The 13898-nt window shown below is 40.1% G+C and carries 13 protein-coding genes and 3 pseudogenes; 3 read left to right on the top strand and 13 right to left on the bottom strand.

What is annotated here, in order from left to right; genetic code table 11:
* Window positions 1–61 precede the first annotated feature (61 nt).
* The 3 genes from LZ575_RS10030 to LZ575_RS10035 are packed head-to-tail and all read left to right on the top strand — an operon-like array spanning window position 62 to window position 884.
* Window positions 62–412, top strand: a complete 351-nt coding sequence (locus LZ575_RS10030) for a PHP domain-containing protein (protein WP_235330500.1) — start codon at window positions 62–64, stop codon at window positions 410–412.
* A gap of 34 nt (window positions 413–446) precedes the next feature.
* Entirely contained in the window at window positions 447–569 is a 123-nt protein-coding gene (locus LZ575_RS22520; protein ID WP_255702924.1) for a hypothetical protein, read from the top strand.
* Window positions 570–620: 51 nt separating this feature from the next.
* Window positions 621–884: a hypothetical protein gene (locus LZ575_RS10035; RefSeq protein ID WP_235330501.1), complete on the top strand. Its 264-nt coding sequence runs from the start codon at window positions 621–623 to the stop codon at window positions 882–884.
* Window positions 885–1334: 450 nt separating this feature from the next.
* Here LZ575_RS10035 and LZ575_RS10040 read toward each other — a convergent pair.
* From LZ575_RS10040 to LZ575_RS10095, 13 genes and pseudogenes are all read right to left on the bottom strand, one after another.
* Window positions 1335–3039 (bottom strand): annotated as a pseudogene (locus LZ575_RS10040) (sulfatase).
* 40 nt (window positions 3040–3079) lie between these two features.
* Window positions 3080–3523 (bottom strand): hypothetical protein, encoded by a 444-nt coding sequence (locus tag LZ575_RS10045; RefSeq protein ID WP_235330802.1) that lies wholly within the window; start codon window positions 3521–3523, stop codon window positions 3080–3082.
* A gap of 184 nt (window positions 3524–3707) precedes the next feature.
* Window positions 3708–4751 carry a glycoside hydrolase family 172 protein gene (locus tag LZ575_RS22525; RefSeq protein ID WP_255702925.1) on the bottom strand — a complete coding sequence of 348 codons (1044 nt, stop codon included), beginning with the start codon at window positions 4749–4751 and terminating at the stop codon, window positions 3708–3710.
* A 5-nt stretch (window positions 4752–4756) separates the two neighbouring features.
* Window positions 4757–5128, bottom strand: a complete 372-nt coding sequence (locus LZ575_RS10055; protein WP_235330502.1) for a hypothetical protein — start codon at window positions 5126–5128, stop codon at window positions 4757–4759.
* A gap of 118 nt (window positions 5129–5246) precedes the next feature.
* Window positions 5247–6380 (bottom strand): DUF4886 domain-containing protein, encoded by a 1134-nt coding sequence (locus tag LZ575_RS22530; RefSeq protein WP_255702958.1) that lies wholly within the window; start codon window positions 6378–6380, stop codon window positions 5247–5249.
* A gap of 28 nt (window positions 6381–6408) precedes the next feature.
* Complete coding sequence (locus tag LZ575_RS22535; protein ID WP_255702926.1) at window positions 6409–7257, bottom strand: DUF4886 domain-containing protein; 849 nt, start codon at window positions 7255–7257, stop codon at window positions 6409–6411.
* A 205-nt stretch (window positions 7258–7462) separates the two neighbouring features.
* A pseudogene (gene bglX, locus LZ575_RS10065) lies at window positions 7463–9732 on the bottom strand (beta-glucosidase BglX).
* Window positions 9733–9768: 36 nt separating this feature from the next.
* Window positions 9769–10131 carry a fibronectin type III domain-containing protein gene (locus tag LZ575_RS10070; RefSeq protein ID WP_235330503.1) on the bottom strand — a complete coding sequence of 121 codons (363 nt, stop codon included), beginning with the start codon at window positions 10129–10131 and terminating at the stop codon, window positions 9769–9771.
* Between the two features lie 18 nt (window positions 10132–10149).
* Window positions 10150–10230 (bottom strand): annotated as a pseudogene (locus LZ575_RS10075) (hypothetical protein); the annotation flags it as partial.
* On the bottom strand, window positions 10205–10657 hold the full coding sequence (locus tag LZ575_RS10080) for a hypothetical protein (RefSeq protein WP_235330504.1): 453 nt from the start codon (window positions 10655–10657) through the stop codon (window positions 10205–10207). The pseudogene LZ575_RS10075 and the gene LZ575_RS10080, both read right to left, overlap by 26 nt.
* A gap of 6 nt (window positions 10658–10663) precedes the next feature.
* On the bottom strand, window positions 10664–11575 hold the full coding sequence (locus LZ575_RS10085) for a family 43 glycosylhydrolase (RefSeq protein WP_235330505.1): 912 nt from the start codon (window positions 11573–11575) through the stop codon (window positions 10664–10666).
* 20 nt (window positions 11576–11595) lie between these two features.
* On the bottom strand, window positions 11596–12387 hold the full coding sequence (locus LZ575_RS10090; protein ID WP_235330506.1) for a prolyl oligopeptidase family serine peptidase: 792 nt from the start codon (window positions 12385–12387) through the stop codon (window positions 11596–11598).
* A gap of 88 nt (window positions 12388–12475) precedes the next feature.
* Entirely contained in the window at window positions 12476–13873 is a 1398-nt protein-coding gene (locus tag LZ575_RS10095; RefSeq protein WP_235330507.1) for a glucoamylase family protein, read from the bottom strand.
* Between the last annotated feature and the right edge of the window lie 25 nt (window positions 13874–13898).

Here is a 13898-nt window from a genome sequence, read left to right on the forward strand (position 1 = left end):
GAACGGAAGATAAAAATAGTTCCTCCCTAATGGATTTGAGATTAACACTAAAGAGCTACTGATGAAAATCGACATCCGGAATCAAAAAATACTTTTTCTCCTTCTGACTTTGATAAGCTTTTACAGTTGCAAATCCCAGGAAAAATACTACAAAGGAAACCTCCACACTCATTCCTACTGGAGTGACGGAGACGAATTTCCGGAAATGATCATGGAATGGTACAAGGACCATGATTATGACTTCGTGGCCCGGTCAGACCATAACATTATTGCAGGTGAGAAATGGAAAACCATACCCCGGGATACAATTTATCAGGAAGCTTTTGCTGAATATCTCGAGAAGTATGGAGAAGAATGGGTAGAGTACAGAAAAGACTCCCTGGGAACTCATAAAACTCAAAACTCTTGCTGAATTTCGGCCGCTGTTTGAAGAGGAAGAGAAATTTATGATCTTCAGAGCTGAAGAGGTTACGGCGTATCTGGATGACAAAGCTGTTCATATGGGGGCCATAAACATTCAAGAATTAATTGAACCTCGTGCCGGAAAGACAATCGTGGAGTTAATATAAAATAATCTAGACGCAATAAAGGAGCAGGGAGAAAAAACCGGAGAACCCATAATGCAGCACCTCAACCACCCTAACTTCACCTACGCTATTACTGCCGAAGATATTATGCAGGTTAATGGGGAGAGATTTTTTGAAGTTTACAACGGACATCCCTATGTCAATAACTACGGCGACAGCATTCATAGTAGTACCGAGGAAATGTGGGATCAGGTGAACATCGCCTACATCAACACAAGCAAACCAATTATGTTTGGATTAGCTACAGATGACAGCCATCATTATCATAAGTTTGGGAGCAAGTACAGTAATGCTTAGCCGTGGCTGGGTAATGGTGATAGCCGATAAACTACATCCTCACTCTCTCATTAAGAGCATGGAAGCAGGAGATTTCTACTCAACAACCGGAGTATAACTGGATAAGGTTTCGTTTAAGAAGAACACCTTATCTGTAAAAATTAAAGCTGAAGATGGTGTTTCTTACCAGACTCAGTTTATTGCAGCTCACAATGACAAAGCTCAAAGTGAAATTTTAAAAACCGTTTCAGGCAACGAAGCTGAATTTAAACTTCCTGAAAACTATTTATTTGTAAGAGCCAAAATCGTTTCTACTAAACCAAAGAAGAACCCTTATAGAGAAGGAGATGTAGAAGTTGCCTGGACCCAGCCTTTCCTGCTTATTATGGAATAGATTAATTTCTATTCCCACACATTTTTGAAAGAACTATCAATTAAAACGGTAATACCTTCAAGTAGGTACCAAACCTGTCACTCCACATTTTTTGGAACCTTGCCAGAACCATATTTCCTAACATAACCTTCATAATTCCTCACATCTTCATCTGCGAGTTTAGCAAAGTTTCTGTACGCCCTTTCAACCCTTTCCGGGGGAGTCTGCTCAAATTCTTTATTAGTAATCTGATATTGTTTCTGAAGAGCTTTTAAATTTTCATGCATCTCCTGTCTGACTTCAGTGTAAGCAGGATCATCATAAATATTCTTTATCTCCTGCGGATCTTTCTGCAAATCATACATTTCCCACTGATCAATGTCATCATAAAAATGCATTAGCTTATATCTCCTGGTCCTCACCCCGTAATGTCTTTTCACCATATGAAAAGCGGGGAAATCATAATAATGATAGTAGATAGCATTTCTGAAATCCTCTCCCTGTCGCTCTTGTTTTAGGAGATTTCTTAAAGATTTTCCCTGCATGTCAGCCGGAATTTCTGCTCCCGCATAATCCAAAAATGTAGGAGCAAAATCCAGATTCTGAGTTAGCTCATTAACCTCGGACCCGGCAGGAATTTCCTTAGGATATTGCACAAGCAGTGGCATTGCCAGAGATTCTTCATACATAAAACGCTTATCAAAAAAGCCTTTTTCACCCAGATAAAATCCCTGATCTGTAGTGTATATAAATATAGTATTTTCAGCAAGGCCGTTTTCTTCCAGATAATCCAGAATTTTTCCCACTCCTTCATCTACAGAGGCTACTGTTGCCAGATAATCCTGTAAATATCGCTGTCCTTTCCATTCTGCAAGTTCCTTTCCTTTTAGATTTGATTCGTGAAAGGCATCATTTTTTGGGCGGTAAGCATCATTCCAAATCCTTCTCTGTTCCGTAGTCATACGTTCAAAGTCAGTCGTCCAGGGGTTGTGCGCCAGCGAATCACTTCCCTTTTTTACGCTCATTTTGAGATCATGACCTTCATACATATCTTCATAGATCGTTTGCAATTGTTCCTGTGACGCTATTGAGCCCTTATGATCTGCAAAATAAGTATCGGGTAACGGGAACTGCACTGTGTCGTATAAATTAAGATGTCTCAAAGCTAAGCATCCAGTTACGATGCGGGGCTTTATGTTGGACCATTAAAAGGAAAGGCTCCTCTCCCCCCGCATTATTCTTAAGCCATTCCAGTCCCATTTCGGTTACTATATCTGTAGCATAACCTTCAATCCTGGTAGTATCTTTTCCTTTTATAAAATCAGGATTATAATAGTTTCCCTGGTCCACCAGGATATTCCATTCATCAAATCCTTCAGGAAGTCCATGCAGATGCCATTTTCCGAAGAGTGCAGTTTTATATCCCACCTCTTTGAGATACTTAGGTAAAGTAGGCTGTGATCCATCAAACACTTCTCCATTCATCCTAAAGCCATTTAAATGGCTGTGTTTTCCTGTAAGAATAACAGCGCGACTTGGCCCGCAAATGGAGTTGGTATTAAAGTTTGTTTTAAACCTCGCTCCGTTTTCGGCAATGCGATCGATATTAGGAGTAGGAGCCAACTGACTGATAGGGTGACCATACGCACTGATAGCCTGGGCGGCGTGATCATCGGTCATTATGAAAACTATATTTGGCCTTTTTGGCTCCTCCTGCTTTTCCTTTTCCTTTCCCTCATTGCAAGAAGTACTTAGAATGATAAAAAACAAAAGAAGAATTATTTTGAAATTAATAATTTTCATACTCTTTATTAATGAAGTGATTATTATAAAATAATATTGTTTAGTCTATTTTTGCAAACTTTAAATAATCCAGCCGCATTTCCCCTCCTTCACCTTTTTCACCTGCCCATTGGAGCCTGAGCTGTTGAGGCCCGGGTTTTAATTGAACGGTTCCAAGTTTTTGCTTTTCTGTAGCGTTTTCAACCTCACCGGAGCTAAAATCCAGCATCTCTCCTAACTCCTCATTTAAATAAATTTGAAATTTTCCTCCTTCTTTTGTTAGCACCTTATTTATTTTAACCTTATAAGTACCAGCCTCAGGCCACACAAAATTAAGCTGCAGTTCATCATTTGGCTCCCGGGGTGCATGCCATATCATAACTTTATGACCGCTAACTTCCTCATAAAGACTTTCATGCGCCCAAACATCTGGAGAAACCCAGCCTCCCGAAGAATGTTTTATTTCCAAAGATTCTCCTTCCACAACACCTTTTTCCCTGAACACGTTATAAGGAATCTCGTATCCAAACCGCTCCTCTACAGGGGTTTCAGGAATATTATCATTCCCTTCAGGGTTAAGATACCAGTATACTACTACTGAATATTGGGTGGGCCAGTGATTCGGAAAATACTTTTCTATATATCCATCAAATGACTCCTGAAAGGGAATATTGTCAATAATATGCCACCTAGTTCATTGGCTGATATCCCATATTGTCATTATCCTGAGTTTGGCTGTGAAAGGCGTGCTCAAATTTTGAAGGATCACACCAGGCATAGCCAAAGTAATCTTCAGTCCCCGTACCAAAAGTTGAAGGGAAGGTTTCTCCATCTACAAAAAACTTCTCATCTCCTTCTCCCCACCAATGGTGGCCTGGACCCGCTGCACTACAACTACCACCTTTCGGGTTCCATACCAGTAAATGTGTTCCCACGAACCTGCCCTTTCCCATGGTCTCCAGAAGTGTCCAGTCCGGCCAGCGAGATTCTTCTAAAGGCGATAGGTCCCTGTGCCATTTGGCATGAAATCTTGCAAGATCTTCTACCTCTACTCCCAGTTCTTCATGCTTCAGCTCTATTTCTATTTGAACCTCCTCATTAAAATCATTCTTTACTGCTATTTCTGCCCCATCTTTAAAGGGCATATACCAATAGCTATACATCCATTCCTCAGTCATCCCCATAGGAAAGGTTCTGTATTCATTCCATCCGGGAGAGGTTCCGAAGAAATCACCTAATGGTGACCAAACCGAAGGTTCTTCTTCTCCATCCCACTTTATTGTAAGCAACAACTTCCGAAGAATTTCTGCCATCTTCTTCTTATCCCCTATTTTCAGTTTTACCTTCAATGAAGAGACTGCCCCGGCATCTTCAGTTTGAAAAAAGATTTTCTCTTCGCCGGGAGCTATTCTTAAAATTTTGTTTTCTGTCGTTACAGAAAGATCGTAAGGATATTCTCCCATCCTGCTTTCAAACAAATTATTTACTTCCTGTAAAGCTTTGAGGTTATTTTCACTCATTTCAGGATCAAACTTCTCTACTTGAATTCCTTTAGGAAAACTTATGTAATTAAAATGGTAGTATTGTCCCCACCCTGGATCTGCAACAATTTTCAATGATTTTTGATAAGTAATGGGCACATAGTTATTAAATCCCCGGGCGTTCGTTTCGTAAACGAGTTGAGGAAAATTAAATGCGGGAATAGTTGGTTTAAAATATTCTATAAACGGCAAAGAAATTACGGTTCCTCATTACCGTCTATGTAGATCTTCACCTTTCCTTCACGTGGGCTGGCGGACCAAATGCGAACGATAGCACCGGGGCCTTCCATTTCGGCCAGAACTTCCTGTTCTCCCTCTTTACGAATGTATTGCGGTGTAAATCCGTCATCATTTGCTTCCCACTCTTTAAATTCTCCTGTTGCGGGATCAATTTTACTTTTTCGATCATAGCTGGACCACATGGAGCTGGCTTCTCCGGGTTCAGGTAGTTCGGCCAGGGCTTTAAGGTCGGTTAGTTTTTTTACCACACTAGCATAACTAATTTTCTGTTCCTGGCAATTGGAGGATAAATGGATCATCAAGAATAGCGGCAAGAATAAATACTTCATAAGTCCTGGATTTAATATTAAATTAAAATTTTCCCTTCCAATTTTTTCTCCCAAAAAGACAGAAACCGTCTTGAATTAAATTCCGGACGGTTTCTATAAAATTTAAAAATTATAAAAACTATTCCGGACTGATGGTCATAGCATTTATATAGAAAAAACCATTATCGTTAGAATTGTTAGGCCCTGAAGTGACTTCGATAGTAATCACCCCATTACTATCTGCTTTCACTCCCGTAACACAAGCGGTATTTTCTGTATTGCTCGCCGCATTGAGAGCTGCAGAAGCTGTACTCTCTCCAATAACAGTATATTGTGTCTCCCTATTATCAGTAGCAGTTCGCGATCCGAAGAAACATAGATCATAGGTACCGTCTCCTTCAAAACCTGTTAATTTAATTACTCCTTTTACTATGAGCATTTGGGAAAATGGTAGTTTTGAATTTCCGAAGAATGAATTTCCGGATACATCTGCAGATAAATCCATTGATGTATTTGTTAGTGTTTCTCCATTCGTATTAATTCCATTAAAACGACTTGCTACACTTAATTCAATACCTGTAAATTCACCATCTCCATAAGTTAAGTTAGGTACGGTTGCACCTTCAAGAAAACTGCTTAGCGTATTCCATCCTGCCGTAGTAGAAGCATTTCCAAAGTTGATTTTGACTTCTTCAGTAAGAATACCACTGCCTCCGGCGTTTTGATAATCTGTTAGAACAGTAAGCTCGTTTGGAGATTGAACTGCCTCATGAGCTGCACGCTGGGCAATTTCAACAGCTATAGGGGTAAATGCTTCCGGCCTGTAGGTATTGCCAACAACACTTTGTTCAAATAGAATTTCAAACCAGGCACTTGCGGCAGTATATCTCCCAATTTCATTCAAATGATATCCATCGCGGGTAAAATTATCTCCCAAATAGCTGGTTCTGGCATTTTGTATTGCTGTACTACTAGCAGGCACAATTTTATAAGTAGGTATTAGATCCTGTGCCTGATCGTAAGCGTCTACTATGGCTTCATACATAGTTAGCTGATCACGGCCATAATTGGTAAAGCCTGAGTGTGTGGAATTCTCTGCATAAGCCCATGTCTGATGTAGTAGGTACTTCACATTTTCATCCTCAATACGGGCATCAACATATTCATACAATGCAGGTAAGTCTTCAACAAAAGTATCATACTTACCGGAGTTTGAACTTACTTGCTGGAAACTGATATAATCCCAGTTTTCATCATCTAATGCAGTAGATATAGATACATTTCCGGCAGTTGTTTTATCACTAGGTTAAACCAACTTTTCTATAACTGTAACTATTAGCATTGGAATTGGCATTTGCAACATGTTGAGATAACTCTGCTCCTCCTATGTATAAATTTCCAATAACTATTTCCTGATCAGCAGCATTAGCCAGACCGTATAAATAATATTCTATGGCATCTTCAGAAAAACTGTTCCCAATAGCCAGAATTTTTAGAACTCCATCAGTAGCACTGTTATCATCTACTACAGTAACGGTTGTAGAACCTACTACTTCTCCATCACCTGAAGTAATGGTAAGTTCAGTCGTTCCTGCTACGAGTCCCTGTATTTCTACTGCATAAGTGTTAGGATCGGTTTCAAAAGAAATAATTCCTTCGGGATTGGATGTCCAGGAATATGATCTGGCCGGAACATCTACCAGATTGAATTCAGGAACTATACTAACCGTGGACTGGGTATGAGCAGTAATAGTAGCAGGGATACTAACTTCTGTTTCCTTTATAAGATCGGTTTGAATAGTCGTTGAAGCCTCTTGTGAGCCATCTTTAGTTCGTATGGTTGCAGTAGCAGTTCCCTCCCCAACAGCTGTTATCGTCGCATCATAGCTGGCAGAAACTGAGCTTACTTCAAGTACTGCAGGATCGGAAACTTCCCACACATATTCCTGTTGCTTAGAATAATTACTGAAAATAGGCTTTAGAACTATATCCTGACCTACCTTTAAGCGAGCAGATTCCAATTCAATTGCAAGCTCCCTCCTGGGTTCTTCCAGCTGGTCTTCCTTTTCACAGGCTATAAATGTTGACGGGATAATTATAGCAAAACACAGGAAAAATAATAGGCTAATAAAGTAGTTTGTTGATTTCATACATTATTTGTTATAGCATTAATACTGATTTTATTTTTTTAATTATAGAACCTGTGCTGCTTTATTATTTTGATGCTAATCCCAGGAGGACTATATGTTCCAAAGCGTCCTTCCAGAAAGTGATTTCTTTCTTCCCGGAGAATTTACTTCATTTTCCCTTTATTTTTTAAACACATATACAGCAATTCTCAACTCATTTTAATAATTATTCCGCCGTAAAGCTTCCTGAAGGTTCCAATGCCGAAGTACCTCCAACGAAAAATTCAAATTCCCCCGGCTCGTAAACGTGCTCTATGTTGGCATTATAAAATTTAAGATCTTCTGTAGTAATTTGAAATTCTACCGTTTTTGATTCTCCTTTTTTCAGAAATATTTTTTGAAATCCTTTCAGTTCTTTCATAGGTGGCGTAATGCTTCTCACTTTATCATGTAGATATAGCTGAACTACTTCCTCGCCTTCATAATTCCCGATGTTACTTACTTTCGCTGAAATCGTTATACTTCCGTTTTCTGAAAGTTTCTCACTGTTAACTTTTATGTCTGAATACTCAAAATTTGTGTAGCTAAGCCCGTGTCCAAATGGAAGTAAAGGAGAGTTAGGAGAATCGAGGTAATTAGATTGAAACTTTTGAAATTCTTCGGAAGCTGCTAAGCCTTCCCGTTGTGCGCATACCGTAATATATCGGGATTTGTCCAACACTTCTGGGCCAGGTGGCAGTTAACTTTCCTGAAGGATTATAATCCCCAAAAAGAACATCGGCTATAGCATTTCCGGCTTCTACACCGGGGTGCCATACCTGTAAGATACTTACCTAGCAATTCCATTTCTTCAGGAATAGTGAGAGGTCTTCCACTCATAACCACCAATACCACAGGTTTTCCACTTTTAGCAAGTTCTCTAATCAACTTTTTCTGACTTTCAGGAATGGAAATTTCTGTTCTGCTGGCTGCTTCCCCACTCATTTCTGAAGCTTCTCCAACTACGGCTACAACAACATCTGAAGCCTTTACAACTTTCATAGCCTCCTTCAGCAATTGCTCAGGAGACTCTTTGGAAATCTCAATTTTTGGTCCGAAGACATTTACTTTTTTGGCATACGCCTCATCATCAACAATGTTTGCACCTTTAGCATAGGTAATAGTAGCGCCAGGAGCAACATTTTTCATTCCTTCCAAAACAGGAATAGATAATTGATTGTCCCCTGTTGGAGCCCAGGTACCTAGCATATTGAACTTATCATTGGCAAGAGGACCTATTAATGCAATTTTTGCATTCTTCTTCAGCGGCAAAATATTTCCTTCCTTTTTCAGCAGAACGAAAGAACGCGCAGCAGCTTCTCGTGCAAGCTTTCTATTTTCTGCGGAAAGAATATCTTTTGCAGGCCTGCTTTCATCTGAATACCTGTAAGGATCTTCAAGTAAACCTAATTTATGTTTAGCCTCCAGAATTCTTCTTGCAGCTGTGGTAATTTGTTCTTCGGTTACTTTTCCCTCTTCGACAGACTTCTTTAGAGTGGTAAGAAAACCTTCCCCCACCATATCCATATCCAGTCCTGCATTAAGAGCCAGTGCAGATACTGCCTGAAGATCTCCCATTCCATGAGCGATCATTTCATTAACTGAAGTATAATCTGAAACTACAAATCCGTCAAATCTCCATCTGTCTCTAAGGAGATCCGTCAGTAACCACTTGTTTCCGGTTGCAGGGACTCCATCTATATCATTAAAAGAAGTCATTACACTAGCAACCCCCGCGTCTACCGCAGCCTTGTAGGGAGGCAAATATTCATTGAACATTTTTGTGCGGCTCATATCAACGCGGTTGTAGTCTCTTCCACCTTCTGCAGCGCCATATAGTGCGAGGTGTTTTACGGTAGCGAGCATAGTATTAGGTGCAGAAAAATTATCCCCCTGGTAGCCTTCAACCATAGCCCGGGCAACCTGAGATCCTAAATAAGCATCTTCTCCTGCTCCTTCAGCAGCACGGCCCCAACGCGGATCCCTGGAAATATCTACCATTGGAGAGAAATTCCAGTTAATCCCATCGGCAGTTGCTTCTTTTGCAGCGACCTGTGCTGTTCTTTTTATCAACTCCATATCCCAGCTGGAGGAAAGACCTAACGGGATTGGGAATGTTGTTTTATATCCATGTATAACATCTGATCCTATAAGTAGCGGAATTTTTAACCGGGAAGAATTCACAGCAATTTCCTGTGCCTGACGAACCTTCTCCGGACTGGAAACCCCGAATAGGCCTCCTACATTTCCGGCTTTTATTTTTGCTTCCACATCTTCACTCACAACAGATCCTGTAGCTACTCCGCCTCCCGGGGTCAACAAATTCAACTGACCTATTTTTTCTTCCAAAGTCATTTTTGCAAGAAGTTCTTCAACTTCAGGAATTTGCTCCTGTGCCCGAAGAGAGGACAGTCCCATAATAAACAGGAGGGCGAATAAAAGATTCAATTTTCTCATTATAGTTATTCTTTAAAATTATTATTGGCTTATTTATTATTTCACTTCCTGAACCTGAGTTCTTTCTGAAATCCCATTTTCATTAAAAGCTTCAATGCTGAAATAGTAAGGAGTATCACGATCCAGGTTCCTCATAAAATGTTCATTTACGTCATAAAGTAACCAGGACTGATATAACTTATCCGGCGCTATGCCCCATCGAATATTATAACCCTGGGCTCCCTTCACAGGTTCCCATTTAAAAGAAGCGTCTCTCCTGTCGTCCTGTCTTGTAATATTGAATCCTTTAACCTTTGCAGGTTTTTTGCCCAGACCTTTTCCAAAAACCCTAATTTCAGACAATGCCAGATTTTTTCCCGGGACTTCCACATTATTGTAGCGTACGTACTTTGCCTTCACAGGATCGTTTAGGGTTATGTATGCATTTGGTGCATCTTCAAAACTTTTACTTCTGTCAACAACAGTTTTCCAATTATTCCCATCTTCTGAAACTTGCAGGGTAAACTATATGGCGTAAACCTTCAGTCCGGGTGTAGATTCCGGACTCCTCATCGTGAAAATTTAATTGAAATGCATAAATATTTCCGGGAGACAACATTTCGATCTGAACCCATTGTTCATCATTATTTGCTTCGGCAACCCAGAATGATTTTGGACTTTCATCAGTTAGCACTTTTGATGTAATTTCACCTTTGCTATTCTTTTCCAGTGGCATTTCAGTAATATCAAAATCTCCATCGGTAGCAGTACTTTTCCTGATTTGCTTTGCGGAAGAGGAGACGGTTGTCTTCCCTTTATAGGAAAGCAACATCCAGCCACTATGCTGTCCTGCTTTGGTGGGATGATCAGGGCCAAAGAGTGGATAATCGCCGTAGCTTGTGTTTGTATACATCAAACCTTCATCATCAAAATATGTTGGAAACATAGAGAGCTAGCGTTCCCAATGTGAATTGGAAGCCAGGGCCATAGTAGCAAAATGCCAGTATTGTCCATTAGTTTGTTTCACCGTTATCCCATGTCCTGCACCGTTGGCAAACCCTCCGGGCTTAAAACTATAGGGATTGTTTTTCATATATTTAAAAGGCCCCAACGGAGTTTCCCCAATATAAGCAGCATCTGCATAAACATTGAACTGGGTACCCGGCGCCGCATACTGCAAATAATATTTGCCGTCGTGCTTGGTCATAGAGGCACCTTCCATATAACCTTCCTTTAAAGTTGGGTGAAAATTATTTTCCCCGAAGCGTTCCCAGCCATGTTCTTCTTCCACCAGATTAAAAAGTTCTTTTTCTACCCCGGTTTCCAAAAACCGATCATCTTTATTCAGCATTTTTACACGAAGAGGATGAACGTTGGACGAGCCCCAGTACAGGTAAGCTTTTCCATCATCATCGATGAATAATTCCGAATCCTGGATGTTGTTAGAAATAGAAGCAGTAGGTGTCCATTCTCCGCTTTTGGGATCATCGGTATAAAGAATACTTCCGTATCCCGCAGGATCTCCCGCAAAGTATACAAGTGAATCCTTATAGTTAAAGGCTGTAGGGGCATTTGAACCTTCAAAATACCATTGTTTAGGTTTAATAAATTCCCAATTAATAAGATCTTTTGAATGCCAGTATCCAAATGATCGGGTAACGAACATATAGTATTCTCCCTTAAATTCAATTACAGCAGGATCTGCCCCGGAACGGTAGGAAATATTGTTGCTTGAATTGTATACCATATAGGTATAATCAATATCTAATGGATTTATATAGGTTTCCGGCACTACTTCCTGCGAATGAAGCATTCCATTAAATAATAAAACTGCTGATGTAATTATATAACCAAAGCCTTTCATTTTTGTCTAATGTCAGTTCTCTATTTTCTATCGCTTTTATTATGGGAAAACAACCAGGGTAATAGTTCTGGTTCTGCAAAAGCTGTGTCCCAGCTGTTATGGTTATCTTCCGGATATAAAGATAATTTTGCGTTAGCCCCCCGGGAGTTTATTTCCCTCGCCATTATTTTGGAATACTTGGGTAAAACGACGTCATCTTTTTCTCCGTGAAAGATCCAGATATTAAAATCTTCAGGATACTCTTTTACAATTTCAGGATCTGCACCTCCGCATATGGCGATAGCAGCGGTAAACATTTCCGGTTTCCTGTAGAGCATTTCATAAGTTCCCATTCCGCCCATGGAAAGTCCGCCAATGTAGATCCTATCCTGGTTTATATATTTTTGTTTTGTAATAGAATCCATTAAACCCATAACTAAGCTGAGAGCCTGTGTGGGTTCAGCTGTATTTTTAAAATGAAATTGATATGGAACAGAATCCCGCTCTACCTCTACATTTGCCCAATAATCTTCTTTTGGAGCCTGCGGAAAAATTACAATCGCAGGAAACTCATCTCTTTTCTCCACAAACAATTTCCCCCCGTGTACGAGTTGCGCTTCATTATCGTCTCCCCGTTCCCCGGCACCGTGAAGAAATAATACAACAGGATATTTTTTATCTTCTGAAAAATTCTTCGGAAACATGATTCTGTAATTCAGCGTGTCATTATTCTGAATAAACTCTGCTTTTTGGTAATCTTGAAGATCCTGAGCGTGTGCTGAAGCTGCAACTAAAAAGAGAAATAAGGTTAAAAAAGTAAATGTTCTTTTCATATAAAATTTTTTTTGTTGTGAAGACCTCACAATCATTAGTTAAGTTAGACCTCACAGGTTTTTGAAACCTGCGAGGTCTAAAATACTATTATTTATTACCTATTTGCCCATATTCTTCAGAAGTAAACCCTAATCTGCCAAGTCCTTCCTGCACTTCAGGAGCACCCATAAACAGGTTCCAGATCAAGCCTGATCTATAATTTTCTATCATTACTACTATTGGTCCCTGATCTATAGCCAGATATTTTTTGGCCACCCAATCTTCTCCTTCAAGACTAAAAGCATCATAAAACCCGGCCGGACCCCATAAAAGATCATGTTGATCTTCATAAAAATATCTTATAGCTCGCAAAGATTCTCCCGGAGTATAAGGAAGAGAGCTTATTGCTGCCGTTGGGGAGACCACTCCACGGTCTTCATCTGGAGAATGAGCTGCATAACCCACACTCCCGTCCTCATTCTTTGTATAGCTAGCAGTAAGCCCCCAGGAAGCATCGTGATAGGTATCAAAATCTCTCGGATTTTCCTGGGCATAGAGATAATTGATCTTACTGTGATTCACATTCAAATCCCAATAATTTGCATATTTGTCACTTAGACCTTTTGGATTTAATCCCAGATAAGAATAATGAGCCCAAAAGAGAGGGCCTCCCATATCTCCCCTGGTGTTGTGTTTCAGAATTAAGGGAATCCCAAATGCTTCAACATCAGTAGTAATACTCCCGCTTCGCGCCCAGCCATCGTGGTAAGCATCGGGATGAATAGCATGTTCAGGCGAGGAAGCTGCCATTATATAAGTAATAAGACATTCGTTATATCCCTCGATCATAAAGTCCATTTCCCACTCATAAATTGGAGACCAGTGCCAGTATATTCCATTTTTGTTGTTTGTGTACCAGTTCCATTCTATACCTTTCCATAATTCGTCATATTTCGCAGCAACTGCTTTTTCCTGTTCATTCCCGTTCTTAAGGTACTCTCTTACAACTATAAGGCCTTGTGCAAGAAATGAAGTTTCTACAATATCACCTCCATTGTCCTTGTCACTAAATGCCTGAGTCTCGCCCGTTTCGCCATTTATCCAATGAGGCCATGCTCCGTGGAATCTCGTGGTATTAGCCAAAAAATCGGCTATTTTATTTAATCTTGCCACAGCAGAATCACGAGGAATAAACTCCCGCTCCATTCCCGCAACTATAGCCATTAATCCAAAACCGGAACCTCCTGTTGTGACAACATGAGCATCATTCCTGGGATAATCCCCATCGGGATGAAAACGCTCTCTCGCCATACCTGAATTTGGTTCGGCATAATCCCAAAAATATTTCAGCGTTTGCTTTTGAACAGTATCGAGTAAAGCCTCCTGAGATAAGCTATCTGTTTTTTCTACTTCTTCATTAACTGCAAGTTGTTTGTCTTGATTTTCTTTACATCCCAGAACAGTGAGTAGAGTCAGAATAAAAATATATGCTTTACGATAATTCATAATTTGTTTAGTATTAGTGGATTTT

Origin of the sequence: Antarcticibacterium sp. 1MA-6-2, from assembly GCF_021535135.1 — a bacterium.
In the GTDB taxonomy this organism is placed as follows: domain Bacteria; phylum Bacteroidota; class Bacteroidia; order Flavobacteriales; family Flavobacteriaceae; genus Gillisia.